This window comes from Mesorhizobium sp. M0633 (genome assembly GCF_040320645.1).
In the GTDB taxonomy this organism is placed as follows: domain Bacteria; phylum Pseudomonadota; class Alphaproteobacteria; order Rhizobiales; family Rhizobiaceae; genus Mesorhizobium.
Genome location: NZ_JAMYQC010000018.1, coordinates 17,639 through 41,017, shown reverse-complemented (window position 1 = coordinate 41,017; position 23,379 = coordinate 17,639). Strand labels below are relative to the sequence as shown.

The following is a 23,379-nucleotide window of genomic DNA, read 5'->3' as shown; positions in this document are numbered from 1 at the left end:
TTTCACCTGTTCACCGAATAGCAGTCCACCTGCGGTTCGCTCGGCAGTACACCCGAAACGCCAATAACGAAGCCTGGGGCACCGAGCAGCGATGCCCAGTGCTCGCTTTTCTGGTCGAGCTCAAGGCACAGCCGATCGCCGTCGTAAGGAATCTCGCGCGGTTGCGAATGAAGCGGTTTCAGCGGGATGCCGGGCAGGCGGGACTTCCACAGGCCCTCGAACTCATCGGCCGAGCCCACGGTCGCCTGGTTGACGAATATCTTGCGTAGCGCGTCCTCCGACAGTTCCGAACCGACCCGGATGACGATCCGGCTGGCCACCAGCAGCTTCGGATTGTCGATGCGGATTTTCCAAACATTGGTCGAATGGCGCATGACGGGCAGCGCACGCGATTTCGGCTCGATGTAACGCAGGCTCAGGATCAGTGAGCGCAATGCATCCGCCAGCGCCGAAAACGGTGGGCCGGGCGCCATGTGATCGTAAGCCGGCAGCTCGCCCAGTCGCCGCGCGCTCGAGCCGTAGGTCGCCATCGAGCCGGCAAGCCCGGCCAGTTCGAGGTAAAGTTCGGCCGGATGGAAAACATCCTGCGCCAGCATATGGGCCAGTCGCGGACGCGCCGCGTTGGCGAGGTTGAGCATCAACAGGTCTTCGACGCTGCGCCCTGGCCCGCCCATGACCATCTTGCCATGCGCCTCGGCGATCTGGTCGAGGCCTGTGACGACTTCCAGAAGCAGTTGCCGGTACCAGGCCACTGCACCGGTAACCAATGCCGGTGGCAGGAACGTCTCGTCCAGCGAAACGCCGCCATCGGCACGAACCGCCTTGATGTCGGCTATTGGCAGGGCGGTATAGCCGCCGACCGATTTGCCGGGTGCAAGCAACAGCGATTGCGGCCGGGCGATTTCGATTTCTTCGGGGTCTGAACCGCCCTGGACGGCATCGCGCACCGAAACGATCCGTCCATGATAGCGCGCACCGCTGGGCGGCGCATGCGCCGGATCGAAGCCAACGCCGCCGGCCGGCTCGAGCGGCAAGGCGACCAGCACCGGGCCGGCGCCTGTATCCAGGGTGACCGGCAGCGGACGCGGCTGGTCCATCAGATCCGGAATGGAGAAGGGGGTTCCGTCCGGGAAAATGCCTCGTGCAGACAGTATCGAGATCTGGCCGGCATCGAGCAATGCCTTATCCAGGGTCAATTGCTGAAAGCCGAACGTATGCAGCTGGCCGGCCCGCAACGCGCCGCGCACCGTCCCTTCGAAGAAACGATCCTGCTGCTGGAAATGCTGGGTCCGCAGGAAAAGGCCCTCGGACCACAGCACCCTGTTTGCATCGCTCATCCGGCTACTCTCTCAGTCGAGCTCCCCTTGCCTTGGCCGTCAGGCGGAAATGCCGCCGCTGCCGAGTGTGACATTGATCGTAAAGTTTGATCCGGGCGAAACCGATTTGGTCGTCCGCCAGTTTCGCCCGCCAGGCTCACGGATGAGCGCAACGAAGCCCAGGGCCGCCGCATCCGGTTCAACCGTAATGGTCTTGGTCGCGGTTTTTCCAGGCCCGACGGCAATCTGGTCGGATCCGATGAGATCACCCGCCAGTGCCGAGCCGGCATCCCCCTGCAAGGCAAAGTAGTCGGCGGAGTTGAACTTACCGGTGCTGCGCAGCCGCATGACCAGCACCGTCACTGGCCGGTCGCCGCCGCCTGGTCCAGGGTTCATGCCGCCCGCCCCTGTCAGTTTCACGGTGATGACCGACGGTTTTGGCGGCCCGGCGCTTTGACAGGCCGTAAGCAGCCCGGTCGCACCCAAGGCAACGATAAATTCCCGTCGATCCATCATGTGTTACTCCTCCTCATATGCATCCCGAAAATCGGCGCCGATTTCGCCGAGAAAGCTCTTTTCCGCGCTCTCGGCGATTTCACGATGGCGTTTCTGGTACAGCTCCCACAGCTTGGCGCCGCGCCCGCCCGACAACAGCGTGCCGATCGCGGAACTCGATTTCAGCTCTTCTTCGATGGCTGCCGGCTCAAAACGGTCGACCATCCGCCGCAAGGCGGCCTGCACGCCGCGCCAGGCGCGCACGTGATGCTGTGCCAGATCGCGAACCGCATCCGCGATAGCCGCTTCGCCGGCCAGAAATCCGGGGCTGCGTTCGGCGATAAGCGTCACGATAGCGTCGTCGACGGTCGGCAGAAACTTGAGTGGATTGACCTCGGAGGCTCCGACCATTGTCTGGGCAACGCGAGCATTTCCCTTTTCTTCGGCACGCTTGCGCAGCAGCTGCATCAGTCCTTCCATCATAAGCCGGTATTCGCGGCCGAACTTTTCCATCTCAGCGACGGCGTCGCGCCCGGGAAAATCGGCTTCCGCGACGCCCATGCCGCGCAGGAATGCGGTGCGAAGCGCCATGTCGGCGTGCTGCCTCGCAGGCGGCTGGCGGGCGGGGCTGGCGGCTGCGCCTGCCCGCATTGGGGGATGGGCATTTGCCGCTCCCACGGGCACTTCCAAGGGATTGCCCGATTGCAGTGGGTGGGCGTCGCGCTCGCGCTGACCGGTCGAGCCCGCATCTCTTCCCGGGCTGGGCGCCGCGGCTGGACCAAAACCGAAGTCGTCATTGAATTCCGGCAGCTTTGCCGTCGCGGGCTCCGTTGCGCCTTTAGGGGACGACATAGGGTCGAGGCCGAATGGGTCCGCGTGGCTGGGGGTGCTGTCTGGTTCCAGGTAGGCGTCGGCGCTTTTTGACAGGGGCGTTGAAACCGGATCGAGGCTGAACGGGTCGTCGAAAGCAGGCGAGCTTCGCTGTCTGGAATTGGCGCGTTCAAACGCACCCGGGATCGGCTGCTCGAACGGGTTAGGCAGCTCGGCTGGACGTGGCCGCTGCGGCTCTTCTTCCATGGCGGCTGAAAAGAAATCGTCCCGGCCGATGCTGACCGGTGCCCGAGACGCCGGCCGCGAGCGCTCCGGAACTGACGCTGCGGCTGCTGCAGATGTGGCTTGAGGGCTCGACGTCTGCAGATCGACATACACGATGTAGTCGCCCAGTCTCAGCCGCATTCCATTGCGAAGGCGCGTCGACTTGCCGGCACCGAGCGGCCTGTCGGAGTCGTCTATGAACAATCCGCTGCTCGAGGTATCGGTGACGAAATATCCGTCGCGCCCACCAGTGATCCTGCAATGGGCGCGTGAAACGAACATGTCGGGATCGTCGATCTGCCAGCCGGCGTCCGCGCTGCGGCCGATCACCAGTTCCCCCTCGTCAAGCCGGGCCTGCCGTACCGCCTGGGTGCGTGGCCCTTGCTCCAGCGTCAGCAGCAGACTCATGCCGCGACCTCCGCCCCTTCCTGCCGCCAGCCGACTAATGTCCGCAGCCGCATGTCGTCAGCATCGCCCCTTTCAGCGGGCCGCGCAAGCCACGCGGTCCGGGCGAGTTGCACGGCTCCAATACGCGGCGGCGGAACGGCATCGCGCGCCAGCACGATGCGCAGATCGACGTCGAGCGATTCGCCAACCATGTCGCCAACGGCTTGCTTCAACAATTTGAGGCGTTGACCGCCCGGCAGGAACGCCTTGAAGTCCTCATAGCCCAGTGGGCCGACGCGGAGCTCGAGCCTGCTTTGACGGTTGAAGACGCGCGGACCGATCGTCGCTCCCCGACCAAGCCCCGCGTAGGCTTTGCCAAGGCGGGTCTGAAGCGCGGCTGGTATGGTTATCCAGGCAGCGATGAACTCCCTGATCTGGACCGGCACCTTGAACGCCTCTGCCAGAAATAGCGTCAGCCGCTCAGGGCCGTCGACCTGATTGGCAAGCGAAGCGGCCTGGCGCAGCTTCACGGCATCCAGATCGGCGTTCTGGGTGCCGGGAAGCCCTATTCCCGCCATGGCTTCAAGCATGGCGCGAACGCGCCCACCGACCGCGCGCTCGACCTGAACCGCCGGATGCGCATCCGCCCACGCCCTATAATACAGCGCAATCATGCGGTTCTGAAGAATGTTGACGAAGTCGATGAACGTCGTGTCGCTGGTCTGCTGCGCATCGGCGCCGGTGAACCAGCGTTGCGACAGGCGATCGAGCACCCAGCGCGTCAAATGCAGGGGCATCGGACCTTCAGGTCCCATCAGACCAATGTTTGCGACCGTAACCCGAGCGGGCGCTTGGTCAGTCGCTTCGCGGAATTCTGCCAAGTCCTTGGCGGAAAAGCTGAGACGGACATGCTGCCCGAGCCGCGAGGGTTCGCGCTCCGGCGGGCCGGAATAGCCGAACAGCCCGCCTCTCCGTTCGAGCCGGCGCAACAGCTCGAAGAAGTCGAACGCATCCGACAGCTCTTCGGACCGACCAGGCTTATTTAGATCAGGTAGCGATTGCCGGGCGTCATCGGCCATGGCACATCCTCCTGCTTCTGCAGCAGCCATGTGCGGGTTCGCACAAAGCCGTTTATTCCGGCATGACGGGCAAACAGCCGTGCCAGCAGGGCCGAAAGCAGCAAGGTGCTCTGCCCCGCCAGGACCGATTGATCGACATGCAATGTCACCTCCGTGCCTCGTCCGAAGCACATCGGCCCATCGATCTGCAGTCGTTCGATGACCGACCGGGAATCGATGCGCACGATCGAGTGCACATTGCGGGCGAGGCTCGGGTCTCCCCTGTCGGCGTATAGCTCAAGCAGCGCATGCAGCGGATCGACGCCGCGACCTTCCTTTGCAAGGCTTAAGAAGTTGAGCGCGAGTTGCGATACAAGCCGCCAGGCGAGATTGTCGGCTCGCGATTCACCCGCCGCGCCCGACGGCAACGCTGCGGGGATGGCTGGGCGAGGCGGGCGCAATGCGCCGAGAAGCCGGATTGTTTCGACCGGATCGCCGGCTTCCAGCGTCAAGGTAGGGTTGTCGTCAAGGATCGGCAGATCGCGGTTGGTGCAGAGCGCCACGATGTCGACGCGCTTCAGCGGCCGGTTCGGCGGACTTTCCGCGGGGCGTGAAATCGCCAGGAAAACGTCGTCGCCCGTGTATGAAGTGCGGGTGAGGCCGTCGCGCCGTTCCTCCTCCGTCGGGCGGCGTGGGCGCCGTTCGGTGGAATAAACCCAACCGCTGCCGCGGTTCTGTCCCAGGCTGAAGAGCTCCGGGATTGCGGCGTCGCTCCCCTCACTGTCGGCGTCCTCGACGCGGATAACCCGATAGATTTCGAAGTCCCGCGCTCGCGTGCGGTCGGCATGCAGCACCTGCCGCGTCTTGCGCGGATCGAGCTCGACGACGTTGCACTCACGCTCGAACAGATTGATGATCGGCGTTGCGAAAAGTTCAAAATCGGCCGCCGTCAGATCGGCAAGTTCAGGCACCGGACGCCTGAAGATGAAGATGATCTCGAGCTCGGCTGTGCATCTGCGCACAATGGGCTGCAACCCCGAAATCCGAGCATAGTGAAAGCGCTCCGGCATCATGAAGTATTCGCGCAGAAGACGGTATCCTTCGAACGTCGGACGTGTACGAGGCATCAGCGCCTCGTCATCGCTGATGCCGACCATTTCAGGTACCGGCAACGCCGATATCGGGTTGGCCTTGCCTTCCGGTCGTGTACCAACGGCCGAGCAGGCGCCGAAAATCGCGTCGAAAAGCAGTGGTGCCTTGGTGCGCGCGGCAAAATAGAGATCAAGCCGGTCGAGCGACAGTTCGTCGAGCTTGCCTTTTCCGGTACGAGCCAGCGTGATGCGAAGCGCCGCCTCGCCATCCACACCGCCGATCCGCGTGATGCCGGCTGCCGCCAAGGCGCTGCGATCCTGAAAATAGCCGACCGACGTGATCGCAATCGGCCACAGCGTCATGTCCTGGGCGGTGGTGAACGTGGAACGCGTCGACAGGCCAGGCTGGAGGCTGGAAACCAGACGCGTATTGCGCTTGACGACATGACCCCCAATCATTGTCTGGACCTGCTGGCCGGGTTTGAGCACCACCATGGCCGTTGCCGGCGCCGGCGTGACAAGATCGGGATAGAGAACATCAAGGACGGCGCGCGAGAAACGCGAGCGTTCCGCATCGACCTTGAGCCGGGTCCGCGCGGCCAAGAAAGCAACGCCGTCAAGCAGCCGCTCGACGTAGGGGTCCGGACAGGGGACCGTATCGAGTGAAAGGTTGCGCGCCACCGCCGGATGCATGTCGGCAAATTCTGCCGCGAGCGCACGGATATGGGTCAGTTCCTCCTCGTAATATTCTACGAAGACCCGGTCCATCTCAGGCTTCCCTAAATTCGGTCCGAGCCAAGCCGTTATCGAGATTGATCGTGGTGCGCAGGCGCATGCGTTCGGGCGTCGGCGTCATGATCAACACCGCATCTATCTCGATCTTCAGGCCCACGGTTTTGTCGCCAAGGGTTACCGTAACTTTTGTTGCACTGTCCTTGAGACGCGGCTCGAAGGTGGCAAGCACCGAGCGGATCTCGCGCGCAAGGGCCTCGCGATCAAAGTCGCGGGAAGAACGGCCCGAGAAGGAAGGCACGCCGTAATTGACGACGCTGCGACGCACCTCCGGAAAATCGGCGAGCGACGGCGGGTTGTCCGCGGCCTGTTCGCTTTCAAGATCGGAAAGAAGCGGAACGGCCTCGAAGCGCTCTGTGTTGAACAAAGCCTCGACATCGCGCCGCACGGCTTCCTTGAGCACACGAGCCGACACCACCACGCCGCGGCTTTCGATTTCAGCGCGGTGCTGGCTCTGAAAGGCCAGGCGATGCAGACGCCGCTTCTGGTCGGCCGTCAACTCCGCGTCCGCGTCGATGAGCCGCGCACTGGCCGCAACCAGATTGTCCAGCCGCTCCGCGCCAAGCTCGTCCTGCAAGGCCTGGCGCAGCCCGTCTATCTCGGAAGTCATACCCGGCAGATCGTTTACGAGGCGGTCCCATAGAGAGGGCTGGACTGCTTCGCGCTTTGCTCGCGAACTGCCGCTAGCCAGCGACTTGTCCGCGCCGGGCCGCCGGGCCTCACTTGCCGACATAGACATCCATTTCGATTTCGTCGTTGTCGTCGTAGACGAACTTTATCTTCTTGTAGGCAAAGCTGACCTCTTCCTCGATCAGGTCCTCCTCATCCTCGGCCTGCGACATGTCGTATTCCATGATCGAGGCGTCGGTGAGTGTGACGACCAGGTAATCCTTGGTCTCGCCATCAATGGTCCGCCGTGCCGAAAACACGACTTCGTCCAGGGCCTTGTTTTCGAACAGCGCCTTTTTCAGGTAGGGCGAAGCCTTGTCATAGTGCTTGGTGAACTTGATCATACCCAAGGACACACGACCGCGACGCGAGAGCGAATTTGGATCATAGGGTGCGATCATCTTGTAATCGACGCCATGGATTTCGATTTCATCCTCATGGCCATCTCGAGTGCTTGGACCCTTGATATCCGGAACCTTCAGAAAGCCATCAATCTTCGTATTTGTGGGCATTGTCTTTCTCCACCGCTTTCAAAAACCAAGATGTTGTTGCTGCAAATCAAGTCTTTACCGACGGAAGTTCCGAAACCAGTCGGAGCGAGGCATTGATACCCTCCAGCTGATAATGCGGGCGCAGATAGAAGCGGGCATTGTAGTAGCCGGGGCGCCCTTCCACGCTGTCCACCTGAACCTCGGCGGCGGCGAGCGGGCGCTTGGCGCGCGCCTTGTCGTCGGCAAAGGCCGGGTTGGCCAGCACATACCGGTTGATCCATTCGGTCAGCCAGATCTGCATGTCGGAGCGCTCCTTGAACGAACCGACCTTGTCGCGCGCGATCGCCTTGAGGTAGTGGGCAAAGCGCGAGACCGGGAAAAGGTAGGGCAGGTTGGCGCTCAGCCGCTCGTTGGCCTGCGCATCGGGGTCGACCAGCCGTCCCGCCCTTGTCTCGTCGTCCTGCAGCGAATGGGCGCCAATGAAGGCGGCGAGATCGGTGTTCTTTCGATGCAGGATGGGCATCAGGCCGAGCTTGGCCAGCTCCGCCTCGCGCCGGTCGTCGATGGCGACCTCCGTTGGACATTTCATCGCTATGGAGCCATCATCGGTCGGGAAGCTGTGCACCGGCAGGTTGAGGACCGTGCCGCCATTTTCGACGCCGCGGATCTGCGTGCCCCAGCCATAGAGCTTGTGGCTGCGGTTGATATTCACGCCCATCGGGAAGGCTGCATTCATCCAGACATATTTGTTGTGATCGCCCTGCACTTCCTCCTCGAAGGTGAAGCTCTTCACCGGAACGGTATCTGTCCCATACGGCAGCCTTGCCAGAACGCGAGGCATGGTCAGGCCGATGTAGCGCGCGTCTTCGCTCTCGCGCAGTGACTGCCACGAGGCATAGGCCGGGTTTGAGACGATCTGCTGCAGGTCTTGCGGGTTCGGCAATTCCTGCCAGCTGTCCATACGGAACAGGCGCGGCGAGGCAGCTGCGATGAACGGCGTGTGTGCAGAGGCGCAGATCCCGGAGATGTTGCGCAAAAGACCGACATCGCGCGGGTGGTTGGAGAATTCGTAGGCGCCAATCACACAGCCGATAGGCTCGCCGCCAAGCATCGAATACTCGTCCGTATAGAGTTTCTTGAAGATCGGGCTCTGATCCCACATCTGGCCCTCATAATCTTCGAGCGTGTCGGCCAGCTGCTGCTTGGAAATGTTCATCACCCGGATCTTCAGCTTCTGATCCGTCTCGGTATTGTTGACGAGATACCACAGGCCGCGCCATGTGCCCTCGATTTCGCGCACTTCCGGCGCGTGCAGGATCTCATTGACCTGTTCCGACAGCATCTTGTCGATCCCGGCGATCAGCGACTTGATCGACTTGATCGCATTGGACGAGATGGTGGTGGTATCGGACCGCGATTGCGCCGCAAGCGCGAGATTGCGCACGAGCTGCTGCAGCTTCTCGCTGTCGTCTTTCTTGACCTTGAAATCCTTCTCGAGGAGGTCGCTGAATTCGCCAAGGTCGATGGCTTCGGCCGCGGCGGTGACGGCGGCAGTCTTTTGCTGTTCGGCCATGGTCATTCCCCTGCCTTATCGTCGTCGGCCAGTGCCTGGCTGGCGATCCTGCCAAGAAGCGGCTCGTTATTGAGAAGTTGCGCAATGCGCTTTTCGGCGTCGACGCGACCGTCCATGAAGCCGAGAAGTTCCTCGAGCTGGCGACGCATTTTGAGGATTTCGGCCAATTGCGGAACTTGCTCGGCGATCTTGTCTGGTGCGAAATCGCCCATCTTGGTGAAGGTAAGATCAAGCGCCAGTTCCTCGTCCCGCTCGGCGCCCTCAGCCTGGGGCAGCGTATTCTTCACGCGGGCTTTCACGCGCGGTCCGAGCGCTTCCATGAAACGTGGGAACCGGTTCGCGTCGGTTTCGACAAAGGAGCGGTCCAGCACCGACTTCATCGCTTCCTTGGTCTGCGAAGCGCCCGAAAGGTCGGCCATCACGGCCATGACGAACGGCAGTTCGATTGTCGTCGGACTGCCGTAGGTTTCCACATCATAGGCGATCTGCACCCGCGGCGCTCGATTGCGTTCGATGACCTTCGCTTTGCTTTCGGCTGGCATGGCTTGCTACCTTTCATCCTTCTGGACCGTCTTCTTGGCATCGGGAACGCCGGCAAGAAGCCGGAATTCCTTCAATCCCGACGGGGCGAGATCTTCCATCAGTTCAACAAAATCCATATGCACCATCCGGCGTACACGGCGGGCGAGGTGCGGAATCGGACTGGACGGTTCGGTGCGGTCATAAAAGGCGACCACGAGGTCCAGGCATTTCACCACGTCGTCGCGCGAAGTAATCCGGTCGGGAAGTGCGGTGCTCGAGTCAGCGTAGCTAGCCACACTTGCCATAGTATCGGCTCCATGACCGTTTCGGGCAGGCATTACCGGTTCTGCAGGCGAAGCGGACGGGTTTACTGGGCCATTTGCCATCGCGCCGGCAGCCGAGTTGCGCTCGAGGATTGTTAGCAAACGCTGCAGGAACCGTTTCAATTCCGGGATAGTGGTGCCGCCGCTGCCCTCAAGGTGAGCGTTGAGGGCTGTCTCGACGGCTTCCAGTGCCGCGACCGCTGCCCGCGCATTGGTAATGAGCGAATGCATTTCCTCATTGGCTTGGTCCGCCTGTGCCGCGCACCCGGCACGGACCCGGTTCAACAGTTGTCCGTGCGCACTGACAAGCGCTGCTTTTTCGGCCGCATTCAACCCTGACGCTGCTTCTTGCAGCATGACACGATCGTCGAGCGCAGCTTGTTCCAGGTCGCGTCCGCTGATCGGCCCGATCGAGCGTGGCGCAAAGAAAGTCATTTGCCGCAGGTTGGCCAGCAGCCCGTCCTGACCATTTTGAACGTCGAGCAGCGCGTTGATGCGGCGCAAGGCCGCTTCGCGAGGCGGCGTGTTGGGCCGCAGCGACGGGTGCATGGTTTCCCAATGCTGGTCGAATGTCCGCCCAATAAGCGTCAGACCCTGCGCCAACCCGGCCAGTCCCTGCTCGTTGGCCAGTGCGCGTGTGACAATGACAATCAGGCGCAGGTCGCGGCCACGCGCGCGCAATTCCTCGGCCTTGGTGAGTACTGCTGGCCAGTCGACGGGAATGGTGCTTTGCGAGACTGGCTTGTTGTTGCCATCATGGACAACCTTGACCTGAGGCTCTGTCAGGCGCTCCAGTTCATGAAACATCGGATCGTTGCGCAAATCTTCGCCGGACGGATTTTCACCGTCGAGCGGAGCAAGCCAGAGTGCGATATCTATCACACCGATCCCCCAGTGACTGGCCCTGAGGCCATGCCTGCCCTTACGTTATCACACGGCTGCACCTCACCACAATTCAGCGATCGCTGAAAAATTAACGAAAGCTAACTTAGCCGACTCTTGAGTGCTGAAATCGCTGGCGTAACTGCCGAACTCAGCATCTGAAAGCCATCGCATCGGGCCTGCCGGTCGCGTGGTTGTTTGTAGTCGGTGAGGCGAGACCTTTCACAAATGGCAGGACCCGGCGAAATCGGGCACCAAAGCCTTCGTTCATCACCGACTTTGTCAAGCGGCTGCTTATGTGGCAGGTTATCAACTTGCAGAATGCAGGAGCACGTTCGATGGAACAGCGCCGGTCATCGCAGAGCTTCAAGCGCAAGGAACTGGTCGGCAAGCTCAATCCTGTAGGCTTGCGGGCCTTCAAGGCTGCGGCAGACAGCGCCAAGCTGCGCGGCAACCCCTACGTCGAACTCGTCCACTTCATCGAACAACTTGTGCTCTCCGACCGCTCGGATGTGCAGATGATGATCGCCGATGCGGGAGTGGATGCGAGCCGGCTCGCGGCCGATATGACGCGCGCGGTGGACAAGCTGCCTTATGGCGCAACTTCGATCGAAGAGTTTTCCGACCATATCTTCCACGCCATCCAGGAGGCCTGGAATCTGGCAACACTGGAATTCGGACTGGAGGAGGTCCGCAGCGCACATGTTCTGCTTGCTTGCCTGAAGACACCGGTGCTGGAAGGCCTGCTGTCGAAGATCAGCGGCGAGTTCGACAAGATCGACGCCGACGCCGTCGTGGCGCGCTTCGCCGATGTCACGGAGGGCTCACTCGAAGCCGGCGCTGCGCCAACGGTCACCGCGACAGAGGCGCCGCGGCGGGCTCCGGGCGGGGATTCGGCACTGGCCAAATACGCCACCGACCTGACCCAGCGCGCCCGCGATGGAAAGATCGACCCGGTCGTCGGCCGCGATCCGGAGATCAGGCAGATTGTCGACATATTGATGCGACGCCGGCAGAACAATCCGATCCTGACCGGCGAGGCGGGCGTCGGCAAGACTGCAGTCGTGGAGGGTTTTGCTCTGCGCATCGCCAAAGGCGATGTGCCGCCCCCACTGCAGGGAGTGAGCGTGCGCATGCTCGACGTCGGATTGATGCAGGCAGGCGCTAGCGTAAAGGGTGAATTCGAAAAACGGCTGAAGGCCGTAATCGACGAAGTCCAATCCTCTGAAGCGCCGGTCATCCTCTTCATCGATGAGGCCCACACCCTGATCGGCGCCGGTGGTGCTGCCGGAACCGGCGACGCTGCCAATCTGCTCAAGCCGGCGCTGGCACGCGGCGAGCTTCGCACGATAGCGGCCACGACCTGGGCGGAATACAAGCAGCACATCGAGAAAGACCCGGCACTGACCCGCCGCTTCCAGGTGGTAAAGATCGACGAGCCTTCGGAACCGGTAGCCATCCTCATGTTGCGCGGCGTGGCCGGCGTCCTCGAACAGCACCACAAGGTTCAGATATTGGATGAGGCGATCGACGCGGCGGTCGGCCTGTCACATCGCTACATCCCGGCGCGGCAGCTGCCGGACAAGGCGGTCAGCCTTCTCGACACAGCCTGCGCGCGTGTCGCGGTATCGCAGCACGCCACGCCGGCCGAGGTCGAGGACATCATGCGCCGCCGCCAGGCGCTGGAGGTCGAGCGCGGCATTATCGGCCGCGAGGCTGCAATCGGCATCGAAGTGGCCGAGCGACAGGCACGAGTCGAGGCCGGGCTTGCCGAGACCGAACGCACGCTCGCAGCCGCGCAGCAGCGCTGGGAGCGCGAAAAGGCGCTGGTGGCCGAGATACTCGAATTGCGTGCCAGGCTCCGCGGCGACGGCGTCCCGCTCGATGCCGTGGAAGGGCAGGAGGCCGCCACGGAGACAGAGAGCGGGGAGGTGCCGGAGACCGAACTGTCCAATGCCGGGACGAAGGTTCCGGCGGCAGGTGGTCCTCCGCCTCCCGATCCGGCTGCCGATCTCGCTCGGCTGCGCGAACTGATGAGCGAACTGGCCGAGGCGCAAGGCGAAACACCGCTGATCCTGCCATCGGCCGACCGCAACGCCGTGGCGGCCGTGGTTCAGGACTGGACGGGCATCCCGACGGGGCGGATGCTGTCGAGTCAGACGGAGAAGGCGCTGCGGCTCGCGGTCACTCTGTCCGAGCGCGTTGTCGGACAGGATCACGCCATGGAGATGATCGCCAAGCGCGTGCAGACCAGCCGCGCCGGTCTCGGCGCTCCGGAAAAGCCAGTGGGTGTATTCCTGCTTTGCGGCCCCTCGGGCGTCGGCAAGACCGAAACCGCTTTGGCACTGGCCGAAACGCTTTACGGCGGAGAGCAGAACCTGATCTCGATCAACATGTCCGAATTCCAGGAGGCGCATACGGTCTCTACCTTGAAGGGCGCGCCGCCCGGATATGTCGGCTATGGCAAAGGCGGAATTCTCACCGAGGCGGTACGGCGCAAGCCCTATTCGGTGATCCTGCTCGACGAAGTCGAGAAGGCGCATCCGGACGTGCACGAAATCTTCTTCCAGGTCTTCGATAAAGGGATGATGGACGACAGTGAAGGTCGACGGATCGATTTCAAGAACACGCTGATCCTTCTCACGTCGAATGTCGGCTCCGAAGTCATCATGGACCGGACAAGGAATGGCGCGGTACGGGCAGGGCTCGACGAACTGGACACTGCGTTACGCAGCCCGTTGCTGAAGGTCTTCCCAGCGGCCTTTCTCGGCCGGGTGGTGACCATCCCTTACTTTCCGCTTTCCGATTCGATGATCGAAGCGATCACCCGTCATCAATTTGCTAGGATTGCTCGCCGGCTGCGTGCAACCAACGACGCGGAATTGGTAATCGGCGACGGTGTCATGGATCTGGTCAAGACCCGCTGCACGGAAATTGAATCGGGCGGCAGGATGATTGACGCAATTCTGACCAACACGCTCCTCCCGGAGTTGAGCCGCGGCGTGCTGAACCGGTCGCTCGCTGGTGAAAAGATGACAAAGGTCACGGTTGGCGCCTCAGGCCAAGGGTTTACCTATTCCTTCGAATAGGAGCGCGAATATTATGGCGGCTCCTTCCTCAGCTGTGGCGTTAATCGCTCGTGCGGCAGCAGGCCAACACCAGCCATCTTTGCTGGCAAGCGAAGTGGGTCTAAATGAAGTCGGTCTAAATAATGCCGCGAAGGGATCCGATATGGCCGATCCACAGCTCTCAGTCCGTAGGGGCAAGGCGCGTGATCTTGCGCGCCGGCTGGCTCGCCGTGAAAACCGCACGATTACGGATGTGGTCGAGCGCGCGCTCGAATTCTACGACCTCCGCGAGGCCGGTCGTGAGCCTGCTTCGGCCTTCTATCGGCGTCTTTCAGCGCAATCTGGTACAGACATTCATCTTGAAGCAGTGATTCATGAGACCGGATCAGCCCGCTGAACGGCTGGAGCAAGGTTGCCCGACCGGCGCAGGCGTTTCGCAAACCGCATCTCTGACTGAAGAAGCTGCTCTGGCTTGCCGAGACATTATACGTGCAGAGTTTGAAGCCTCTGGAACGCCGGTAAGCAGGGCAGGGGCTGTTCTTCCCTTTTGCATGGCTGGGCCTCAGTCCGGCAATATTCCTCGTCATCTCGGCCGGATCGTGGCTCCTAGGCGAGAAATTCCCAATGCACCTGGTGGCGCGCTCATCAACGCCGGCGTCAGCGCGAAAGCCGATTTTCATCGTCAATCCTTTGAGCTGACCCGCCTCGGTGATCACGCCAAGCGCTCCTTGCGGCTTCACCGCAGGGCGCCGCGGCCGACGCTGCCCTTTTTTCAAGAAACCAATTAGGCTCGCTGGGCTTGCGAGACAGCGAAAGGTTGCCTGATCTGAAACAGATACCCGACGTGAAACAATTGAGACTGCTCGGCGTACTCGCAGCGGCGGTGATCGGTCTATATGTCTGCTATCTGCTGGCGTGGCCTTTTTTGCCGGCACTGACCTGGGCGCTCGTCCTGGCAATCATCCTGGCTCCGGCTCATCGATGGGTTGAGAGACGGGTCGGGAATCGAAACCTGGCCGCATTGATATCTGTAAGCGTTGCTGCGATTGCCGTCGGCCTGCCGCTGGTACTCGTCGCCCAACAGCTCGTTCGCGAAGCGGTAAACGGAGCCAATTATCTGGAGGAGGTCGTCCGTGGTTGGGACGCAGACGGCTTCATGTCTGACTATCCCACGCTTTCGACCATTGCCCAATGGATTGAGAACCAATTCGATCCGGCCGGTTCGGTCGCGGCATTCGTACAATGGCTGACGGGACAAAGCACATCGCTGTTGCGTGGGTCCATCTATCAGGTCGCGATGTTCGGCCTGACGTTTTATCTGCTGTTCTATTTTCTGCGGGATCGCCAACACGGCCTGCAAGCCGTCGCGGGGCTTTCGCCCCTGCGCGCTCCCGAGACAGCGCACATCTTGTCCCGCTTTGCAGAGACCGTTCATGCGACACTGCTCGGCACCGTGTTCGTCGCCGCCGTCCAGGGAACATTAGGTGGCCTGATGTTCTGGTGGCTCGGTCTGCCCACGCCGGTATTTTGGGGCCTTGTCATGGGACTTCTTGCCATCGTGCCTGTGCTCGGGGCATTCGTGATCTGGGTGCCCGCGGCGGTCTATCTCGCTCTGGAGGGGGCTTGGGCCAGCGCGGCGATATTGACCGTCTGGGGCGGCGTCATTGTCGGGGGCATCGACAATCTGCTCTATCCGATGCTTGTCGGGAACAGGTTGCGCCTCCACACCGTGGTGGCCTTTATCGGCTCGGTCGGCGGCATTGTCTTGTTCGGAGCATCCGGCCTTGTTCTCGGCCCCGCGGTGATCGCCATCACCGTAAGCCTCATTGATGTGCTGAAGAATCGATTGACAGACCCGCCCAAGGCGACGCCGGCGCGCCCTGCTGAGCTACCGCATCAGTCCGGGACGGATTGAAGACGAAGACAAGATCAAGCGCGCGGAAAGGGCGCTGGCCTTCGAGTGGTAGCACGAAACCTGAACAACCTCTGGGCAGACATTTTAATCACGGCAAGCAAATCAGCCAGGCTGCTGGATCGCGGCGAGCTTCCAGTCCCCGCCGTTCTGGCGCATGAAGGTCCACAGTTCGGTCGTCTCCGTCGGCTGATCGGCCTGGCCCTCAACGATCTTGCCGCTTATGCGATCGCGGGTCACGTCGCGAGATTCATATCGCAAAGCAGCCGTCGCGAAGTTGCGATCACCCTCCCGCCAACTTTCCGCAATATCGGCCTCCAGCAGGCCCACATCCGATACCTCGTTCCTGAGGCCCTTTTTGGCGTTATCGGCAAGTTCCTCGAACAGATAGGAGACCATTTCTGGCGTTGCCAACCGGCGCAAGGCGGCATGGTCCTCGCGCCCGAATGCTTCCTGAACTTCCGTCAGCCGTTGCTGGAACGTGTCGAGGTCGGTTTTGGTGAGTGTGATCTCATCGGAAGCGGTGGCTTGGCTCGTTCCGCCAAATCCTGACCCGATGCCTGGAATAGGGAAAGCTGTGGCGTTGCTCGGCTCGGGTCGGGCTGCTGCGTTTCGCCCAAAACTCCCTGTGCCCCCCGAGGCACGAGCCGTAGTGGGCGCTGGATTGTACGCCGATTGCGAGCGGAAAAAGCGGATGGCCAGCATGATCACGCCGCCGATCAGCAGTACTTGAAGCAGAAGACCCAACATGCCGGCCAAGCCGCCGAAACCATGGCCCAAAAGAACGCCGATCAAACCACCGAGAAGCAGCCCCCGCATCATCGGCCCGCTGAGGCCGTTGAAGACGCCTGGGCGCTGGAATGCCTGCGGCTGGCGGGCCGCATTGTTGGTTGCGGTATTGGGCGTCATCGAACGCTCGACCGGTGCGGCCGGCTGTGGTGCCGTTCTGGTCGGCGGGATCGACTGGAAAGTGCGCGTGCCGCGGCTGCCAAAGCTGCCGCCTCGGCGCGCATCGGCATGATCCACAGCGACCATGAAAAACGCCAGGAACAACCCTACGAGCAAAACTGCAAACCGTCCCGAACGCGAAATCAACATAGGCAAATCCTTACGACACTCTTTCCGCTCATATGGGGTGCGCCGATCGAAATATCACTGACCGGCACCTTGCACTTCAACGGGCGACATGCTGCCTATGCTCAGGCGCGTTTTTCGCCGGGCGAGGCTTGCGCCTTGGCGCGCGATACTCTCGACACGCAGGACCTAGTCGAAGTCGGCCGCGACCACCGGCCCCAGATTGACCGTCAGCGTCCCGTCTTCAAGGCGATCCGTGGCGATGGTCTTCCGGCAGATGACGCGATGCGTATCGGCGCTAATAGGTAGTGAGTGTATCCGTTCTGCGCAGGCACTGCAGATGTCGCGCGGCCCAGCTTGGCACCATTCAGGTGCGAGACAATTCCTCGCCCCGACCCGTCTGCGCTACGGCTTTTCCGCAAGGATCGCCTCAGCGGTTTTCTCGTCGGTGATCAGCACATCGACCACTCCCAGACGCAACACGGCGCGCAGGACCGGAACCTTGTCGAGGCCGCCGGAGGGCAGGATCACAGTGTCGACGTCGCGCAGATGTTCGGGGGCGAGGCCGATGACACGGCTGTTTAGCGGGTGATCGACGAGTTGTCCGTCGGCGCCGATCCAGTGGCCGCAAATATCGCCGACCGCCCCGGCTTCGCGGAGCGATCTGAGATCATCGTCTCCTACCAGTCCGATCCGAAAGATGGTGGCGTCCTTGTGCACCGCGCCCACCGAAACGAAAGCGGCGTCAACGTCGCGGGCATGGGTGAAGGCGTCTTCCAGAATGGACTGGCGCATAAGCAGATCGCGCGTGGCCTCCGTATCCGTGAACACCGGTGCCGCGATGTAGAAGCATTCCGCATCGAAAAGCGCCGCGAGCCGCGACGCGATTTCATAGATGTTGATCGCCGATCCACGCGTGAGCCCGCCGAGCAGGGAAACGACCGACATCCCTCTGACGGGGCGTACGGTCACTGACCGCAGACTAAGCTGGAGCGTCCGTCCCCATCCCACGCCCACCGATATGCCGTCACGGATTCTATGCGACAGGGCTTCACCGGCAGCGGCTGCGATGACCTGTGGCACCAGGGCAGGATCAGGCGGTGTCGGAACCACGATTGGGTCGGAAACGCCATAGGCGTCCCGCAGCCGGTTCTCCAGCTCGATGCAGTTCGCCACCTTGGAATTGATGCGAATCTGAACGATCCCCCGCTGACGGGCATGCGCCAGCATCCGGTTGACGCGAAGGCGTGTCAGGCCAAGAGACTTGGCGATTTGCGCCTGGGTGAGGTCACCGACATAAGCAAGCCAGGCGGCGCGCACGAGCAGCCCTTCCTCGCGATCGGACGTGACGGAACTCGTTACGGCATGGCGGCCGTCGCGTTTCTTTCGTGCTGGTTTCTCCATCAGATCATCCTGTCCACTCCGCGGCAGCGGGTCCAGAGCGGGCTCGGCGGAGCCATGTGCTCATGGATATGAGGCATCAATCGAGTTTCCCGGCTCCGCTAGCCTCGATGATAGCGGTCGAAGGACAAAACCAGCGGAGCATCATGGCAAATTGCGTCGATGATGGCAGTCGTCAGCGGCAGGCGATCGTGGGGAAGTACACCCCGGGCCATCATATTCTTCAAAGTCGGACCAAGGTCCAGCGCCAGTTGCGCGCCCTCGACCGTGTCCGAACTCATATGTTCGCGCTTCGCCACGGAATAAGGCAGGCCGCGGCCGAGCAGGCGCCCCATGCGACCGTTACGGCCCGCCTGGCAGGTCACATAAAGATCGCCGGAGCCGGCCAGCCCCAGCACTGTTTCGACCTTTCCACCCAGAGCTTCGACCAGAATCGCCATCTCTGCGAGGGACTGCGAGAAAAGTGACGAGGCCAGGTTGTGCATGAGTGCGCCGTTGGGCGCCTTGCCGTCGCGCTCGAGCAGCCCGACGGGAGCACCAACGGCGAGTGTGTAGAAATTCTTGAAAGCGGCGCAGATCTCGACGCCGACGAGATCGGATGACGATCGCGTATGATAGAAGGGCGCGCGCAGAATGCGGGACGCCGCGGCGACCTGGTCGGGATCGTGCCCGGCCACGATCACAGAGGTGTCGCGCTGTGCCGCCAGTTCGCCGGCAATGCACGGTCCGCCGACGGCCATCACAGGGACCGAGAAGCCAGTGCGTTGCTCGATCTCGCGGGCAAGCAGATGTGGCAGGATTTCCACGCCTTCGTCGCTTGCTGCAAGTCCTTTCGTAATCATCAGTATCGGCACGGGCGACTTGATGCTTTCTGCAATGCGGTCGATCGCCCAAGGAATGCCGGCCGACGAGACGCCGAGTACAAGCAGATCGGGTCCATCGTTCATCGCCGCCCCGAATTCGGTCCAGGAACAGGCGGTTACCACATCAGGCAGAGTGATGTTGAGGCGTGGGTGATGACTTGTGCTGGCCACCGAGCCGACGATCTCCTCATCGAGATGGGTCCCGACAAGAGTGATGCGGTTACCAGCGTGAGCGGCCGGAAGCGTCATGGCAGAGCCCATGACGCCGGCGCCGAGGGTGATGATCCGCGCCATTCAACTTCTTCCCTTGTCCAGCCGCTCGCCGCTACCTTGGTCGAACAGGTGGATTCGCTCAGGCGCCGGCTCCAGATGGATCACAGCTCCAGGAGAGAGCTCCATGCGGTCATGCAGCACCGAGCAGATCGCGGTGTTGCCCATGCTGGCAAAGATGTGAATTTCGGGGCCAGTCGGCTCGACAACCGTAATCCTCGCCGGAATGCCGCGCCCGTCGGCCACTGGTCGAAGATGTTCGGGGCGAATGCCGTAGATCACCTTTTGGCCGGGCCGGACCGCAGCCCCTGGCGGGAGCGGGAGGGATAGCTCGTCGGTCCGCACCACCCAGGCGTCGCGCTCGGAAGCCACCTCGCCATGGAACATGTTCATTGCGGGCGAGCCGATGAAAGAGGCGACGAAGAGGTTTGCCGGGCGATCGTAGACATCGAGCGGGCGCCCGATCTGCTCGATATGGCCGTCGCGCATGATGACGATGACATCGGCCATGGTCATGGCCTCGATCTGGTCATGCGTGACATAGACGGTGGTGGTCTTCAGCCGCTGGTGGAGTTCCTTGATTTCGGTGCGCATCTGCACCCGCAGCTTGGCATCGAGATTGGACAGCGGTTCGTCGAACAGGAACACAGTTGGGTCCCGCACGATGGCGCGGCCCATGGCGACGCGCTGCCGCTGACCGCCCGAAAGCTGGCGAGGGTACCGTTCCAGATAGGGGGTCAGATTGAGGATCGCCGCCGCCCATCCGACCTTCTGTTTGATTTCTTCGGTTGGGCGTTTCTTCAACTGCATGGAAAAGGCCATGTTGTCGAAGACGGTCATGTGCGCATAAAGCGCGTAATTCTGGAAGACCATCGCGATATTGCGGTCTTTGGGATGGAGCGTGTTGACGACCCTGTCGCCTATGGCGATATTACCGGATGTGATGGGCTCGAGACCGGCTATCATGCGTAACAGCGTGGACTTGCCGCAGCCGGACGGCCCCAACAGAACGACGAACTGGCCATCCTCGATCGAGAGATCGAGTCCATCGATAATCGAGAGAGCGCCATAGTCCTTCTTTATGTTGCTGATGGTGACGGACGCCATAAATTGCTACCCTTCGATTGCCCTTGCCGGTTGGATCGCATTTTCGCTATGCGAGCTATTGGCGATCGGATGCGCTCTCACCATTCGCTCTCCAGAAACTCTTCCAAGAGTCCCGCATCGGCGGCCAGATTGATGAAGGACCATCGACCGCGGATTTCCCGCGAATAGTGAATGGCGTCGTGCCAAAGCGCTCGCGGCAGGCCTAGTTCCGCGCCGGTGACCGGCCCTCCCGCAGCCTTGAGTGCTGCCTCCATGCGGGCGACCGGCATTGCCATGGGCCGAACCTCCTGGCGCAGCGCCGGCCAGATTTCCGCAAGCCTGCGGTTGAAGATTTCCGTCTGGCTGGCGTCGAGTGCCGTCTTCTTCGTCTCGGCAATGCAAAGTGGTCCAAGCTGCGCGCCATAGCGGGCCAGCATCGCCGCTTCGTCGATGGCGGTCGGCTTCACCTGCGGCGGCTCTTTCATGTCCAGCAGCCGCGCTTGCAGACGCGCCATGACCAGCGAGGCAACCCCAACCTGCTGACCATGCGTGGTGCCGGGATGACGCTCTCCCGCGAACATGTCGACCCAATGGGAAATCTGGTGCTCTCCCATGGACCCGGGATGGGAAACGCCGGCAAAGCACACGCCCATCGAGCACAGCGTCAGGACGCGCTGGAGATGCCCGACAGCGGTGACGTCATGCCTGGCAAGGCCAGGCGCATGGGCCAGCATCGGCTCCTCATCGCCCGCCTGCAGCAGGTAGGGCACCTCAGAATAGTAAGTGTCGAACAGCCGATGCGAAGCCCACCAGTCGATCTGGGCCGTGGAGCGGCAGAGGCTGTCGCCAAGCCCGGCGGCGCTGAGCCAGGCGGGCGCTGCGGCCGACACGCCAAGGTCCAGGAAGATGCCCCGCGGAGCATGCGAGGGCAGCGAGATCTTGAGCCCGGAGGCCAAGGTCACCGACGCTGTCGAGGCGCCGTAGCCATTCATCGAGGCGGCCGTACCGAAGACGGCATAGGGCCGCTCGTCGAGAAAGGTTGCATGCTTGCAGCCGTCGTTGAGGACGCCCGACCCGACGGCCACGACCCCGTCGGCGTGACGCGTCTTCTCCCTGACCATCTGGATCATTGCCTCATCGCAGTCGAGGCCGTCAGGCAGCACGATTTCATCGATGTCGGCGATGGCACGCAGCGCCTTCGCGACGCGCGTGCCCATCACATCGACGGTGTTGATATCCGACACAACAGCGATGCGGCTGCCTAGCGCCAGGGGCGCAACGAGATCCGCCTCGCGGCCCTCCGTCGTCTCCAGCAGTTCGATCGTCTGGAACGGCAGGTCCGCTGCCGCGCCGGTCTTGGGATCTGTCCAGCGTCCCGCGACAACGTCCTCGATCAAGGCGTTCCAGTTGGTCGTTTCAGCCATGATCGGCCTCCATGAAGGCCGCGAGGCGCTGGTTCCAGGCTGAAAGCGTTGGCCAAAGATCGGCATGGATCGCAAGAAGTTCGGCGTAGAGCGCGGCCCGTTTCGTGTCCGGTTCGAAGGTTTTGGCCGGCTCGCTGGCCATTGCGAGCGACGCTTCGGCGATGGTGGAAAACCAGCCCACCCCCTTTGCCGCCGCCATCGCCGCCCCAAGCGAGGAGGCTTCGACGGTCGTCGAACGCTTTATGGGACGATTGAGTGCATCCGCCAGAATTTGCATCCACAGGTCGGACTTCGCTCCTCCGCCGATCGCTATGAACTGGTCGATGGTCTGGGCGGCAGCCGCAGCCGCCCGCTGACTTGTCGCGGCCTGATGCAGCGCTATGCCTTCCAGCACGGCGCGATAGATGTCGCCGCGGCGGCTCGAGCCCGAAAGCCCGGCAATCACACCACGGGCCGCACTATCCCAGTGTGGGTCCATGACGCCCTGCCAGTAGGGCAGGAGCATTATGCCGCCTGCGCCGATCGGGCTGGTAGCGGCTTCGGCCTCGAGCGCCTCCAGGGCATCATTTGCGCCATGCAGATCGACGCCAAGCATCTCGCGCGCCATCCAGTCGACAAGAAAAGTGCCGGCGCGAAGGCACGTCTCGTAGATATAGCCATCATCGGCGACCGCCGTTTCGGTGCGGAAGGCCTGGTCGTGGACGTAGTCCGTGCCGAAGCTGCCGGAGACGACCGCCGTGCCGAGGTTGATGTAAGCGCATCGCGGCTGCAACACACCCGCGCCCGTGCCGGCGCATTGACCATCGCCGCCGCCGGCGACGATCGGCGTGCCCTCGCGCAGGCCCGTCGAAATGGCCGCTTCCGAAGTCAGTTGACCCAGAACGGTGCCGGGCCGCGCCAGATCCGGCATCATGCGCCGGGCGACGCCCGCTGCCTCCAGTATATCGTTCGACCAGTCCACAGCGCGCATATCGAGTATGCCCATCGGGTCCGCGGATGCGGTGGACGTCACCCACCGGCCGCTCAAGCGAAAGACCAGATAGCCGTGGACTTCGGCCATCCGCTCCACCCGGGCAAAAATCTCGGGCTCTTGCTCGCGGAACCAGATCATGCGGTAAAGGCAAGGAATGACGTCCAGCGGCTTGCCGGATATTGCGTGGACGCGTGCCGCGCCGAAGCTCTCGCCGAAGCGGCGTGCCTTCCGCCGGGCGCGCTCATCGAGCCAGAGCGTCGCGGGCCCGACCGCTTCGCCTTGCTCGTCGAAAAGTCCGAAGCTTTCGCGCTGGTTGGCAATCGCAAGGGCGGCAATGCGTGCCGGCGAAACCGTTGACGTCACGGCGCGCAGCGCTGCGACCGTCGAGGTCCACCACTCGGCCGGATCCTGCTCGAAATAGCCCGAACGCGGGTTGGACATTGCAAGCGGTGCACGACCTTCGGCCACGGCCAGACCATTGCGGTCCCAGGCGATCGCCTTGGTTGCCGAGGTCGAGGAATCAATGCCGATGACGAGATCAGGAACCATTGCCGCCACATTACCAAACGGCGAGGGCGGCCGAAGCCGCCTTCGCCCAAATCACCGACTAGCCG

At 62.2% G+C, this 23,379-nt stretch carries 20 protein-coding genes; 4 read left to right on the top strand and 16 right to left on the bottom strand.

Annotated features, from left to right (window positions below):
- Positions 1-2: 2 nt before the first annotated feature.
- The 10 genes from tssK to tssA are packed head-to-tail and all read right to left on the bottom strand — an operon-like array spanning position 3 to position 10,694.
- On the bottom strand, positions 3-1,337 hold the full coding sequence (gene tssK, locus NKI47_RS19495) for a type VI secretion system baseplate subunit TssK (RefSeq protein ID WP_352592772.1): 1,335 nt from the start codon (positions 1,335-1,337) through the stop codon (positions 3-5).
- 39 nt (positions 1,338-1,376) lie between these two features.
- Positions 1,377-1,832 (bottom strand): type VI secretion system lipoprotein TssJ, encoded by a 456-nt coding sequence (tssJ, locus tag NKI47_RS19490; protein WP_352592769.1) that lies wholly within the window; start codon positions 1,830-1,832, stop codon positions 1,377-1,379.
- 3 nt (positions 1,833-1,835) lie between these two features.
- The gene (tagH, locus tag NKI47_RS19485) at positions 1,836-3,314 is read right to left on the bottom strand and encodes a type VI secretion system-associated FHA domain protein TagH (RefSeq protein WP_352592767.1); all 1,479 of its coding nucleotides are present in this window, start codon (positions 3,312-3,314) and stop codon (positions 1,836-1,838) included.
- A complete protein-coding gene (gene tssG, locus NKI47_RS19480; RefSeq protein ID WP_352592765.1) occupies positions 3,311-4,372 on the bottom strand; it encodes a type VI secretion system baseplate subunit TssG in 1,062 nt (353 codons plus the stop codon). Before tssG ends, tagH begins: the two co-directional genes overlap by 4 nt.
- Positions 4,336-6,210 carry a type VI secretion system baseplate subunit TssF gene (gene tssF, locus NKI47_RS19475; protein WP_352592763.1) on the bottom strand — a complete coding sequence of 625 codons (1,875 nt, stop codon included), beginning with the start codon at positions 6,208-6,210 and terminating at the stop codon, positions 4,336-4,338. Before tssF ends, tssG begins: the two co-directional genes overlap by 37 nt.
- Before the next feature lies 1 nt (position 6,211).
- A complete protein-coding gene (tssE, locus tag NKI47_RS19470) occupies positions 6,212-6,967 on the bottom strand; it encodes a type VI secretion system baseplate subunit TssE (protein WP_352592966.1) in 756 nt (251 codons plus the stop codon).
- Complete coding sequence (locus NKI47_RS19465) at positions 6,954-7,415, bottom strand: Hcp family type VI secretion system effector (RefSeq protein ID WP_352592760.1); 462 nt, start codon at positions 7,413-7,415, stop codon at positions 6,954-6,956. Before NKI47_RS19465 ends, tssE begins: the two co-directional genes overlap by 14 nt.
- A gap of 46 nt (positions 7,416-7,461) precedes the next feature.
- Positions 7,462-8,967 (bottom strand): type VI secretion system contractile sheath large subunit, encoded by a 1,506-nt coding sequence (gene tssC / locus NKI47_RS19460; protein WP_352592757.1) that lies wholly within the window; start codon positions 8,965-8,967, stop codon positions 7,462-7,464.
- A gap of 2 nt (positions 8,968-8,969) precedes the next feature.
- A complete protein-coding gene (gene tssB, locus NKI47_RS19455; RefSeq protein WP_352592754.1) occupies positions 8,970-9,509 on the bottom strand; it encodes a type VI secretion system contractile sheath small subunit in 540 nt (179 codons plus the stop codon).
- A gap of 6 nt (positions 9,510-9,515) precedes the next feature.
- On the bottom strand, positions 9,516-10,694 hold the full coding sequence (gene tssA, locus NKI47_RS19450; RefSeq protein ID WP_352592751.1) for a type VI secretion system protein TssA: 1,179 nt from the start codon (positions 10,692-10,694) through the stop codon (positions 9,516-9,518).
- A gap of 338 nt (positions 10,695-11,032) precedes the next feature.
- Here tssA and tssH point away from each other — a divergent pair, with 338 nt between their 5' ends.
- The 4 genes from tssH to NKI47_RS19430 all read left to right on the top strand — a co-directional run bounded on the left by tssH (position 11,033) and on the right by NKI47_RS19430 (position 15,677).
- Positions 11,033-13,783 carry a type VI secretion system ATPase TssH gene (gene tssH, locus NKI47_RS19445; RefSeq protein ID WP_352592748.1) on the top strand — a complete coding sequence of 917 codons (2,751 nt, stop codon included), beginning with the start codon at positions 11,033-11,035 and terminating at the stop codon, positions 13,781-13,783.
- A 142-nt stretch (positions 13,784-13,925) separates the two neighbouring features.
- On the top strand, positions 13,926-14,159 hold the full coding sequence (locus tag NKI47_RS19440; protein WP_352592963.1) for a type II toxin-antitoxin system VapB family antitoxin: 234 nt from the start codon (positions 13,926-13,928) through the stop codon (positions 14,157-14,159).
- Complete coding sequence (locus tag NKI47_RS19435) at positions 14,137-14,550, top strand: hypothetical protein (protein ID WP_352592745.1); 414 nt, start codon at positions 14,137-14,139, stop codon at positions 14,548-14,550. Before NKI47_RS19440 ends, NKI47_RS19435 begins: the two co-directional genes overlap by 23 nt.
- A 29-nt stretch (positions 14,551-14,579) precedes the next feature.
- Positions 14,580-15,677, top strand: a complete 1,098-nt coding sequence (locus NKI47_RS19430) for an AI-2E family transporter (RefSeq protein ID WP_352592742.1) — start codon at positions 14,580-14,582, stop codon at positions 15,675-15,677.
- A gap of 102 nt (positions 15,678-15,779) precedes the next feature.
- On the opposite strand, the gene NKI47_RS19425 is transcribed toward NKI47_RS19430, so the two are convergent.
- The 6 genes from NKI47_RS19425 to NKI47_RS19400 all read right to left on the bottom strand — a co-directional run bounded on the left by NKI47_RS19425 (position 15,780) and on the right by NKI47_RS19400 (position 23,314).
- Entirely contained in the window at positions 15,780-16,769 is a 990-nt protein-coding gene (locus NKI47_RS19425; RefSeq protein WP_352592960.1) for a TIM44-like domain-containing protein, read from the bottom strand.
- Positions 16,770-17,153: 384 nt separating this feature from the next.
- A complete protein-coding gene (locus tag NKI47_RS19420) occupies positions 17,154-18,068 on the bottom strand; it encodes a sugar-binding transcriptional regulator (protein WP_352592739.1) in 915 nt (304 codons plus the stop codon).
- A 182-nt stretch (positions 18,069-18,250) separates the two neighbouring features.
- The gene (locus NKI47_RS19415; protein ID WP_352592736.1) at positions 18,251-19,306 is read right to left on the bottom strand and encodes a hypothetical protein; all 1,056 of its coding nucleotides are present in this window, start codon (positions 19,304-19,306) and stop codon (positions 18,251-18,253) included.
- A complete protein-coding gene (locus NKI47_RS19410; RefSeq protein WP_352592733.1) occupies positions 19,307-20,389 on the bottom strand; it encodes an ABC transporter ATP-binding protein in 1,083 nt (360 codons plus the stop codon). It lies immediately after the preceding gene.
- Positions 20,390-20,466: 77 nt separating this feature from the next.
- The gene (locus NKI47_RS19405) at positions 20,467-21,792 is read right to left on the bottom strand and encodes an iron-containing alcohol dehydrogenase (RefSeq protein WP_352592730.1); all 1,326 of its coding nucleotides are present in this window, start codon (positions 21,790-21,792) and stop codon (positions 20,467-20,469) included.
- Complete coding sequence (locus tag NKI47_RS19400) at positions 21,785-23,314, bottom strand: xylulokinase (protein WP_352592727.1); 1,530 nt, start codon at positions 23,312-23,314, stop codon at positions 21,785-21,787. The genes NKI47_RS19405 and NKI47_RS19400 overlap by 8 nt, the downstream gene beginning before the upstream one ends.
- Positions 23,315-23,379: the final 65 nt, after the last annotated feature.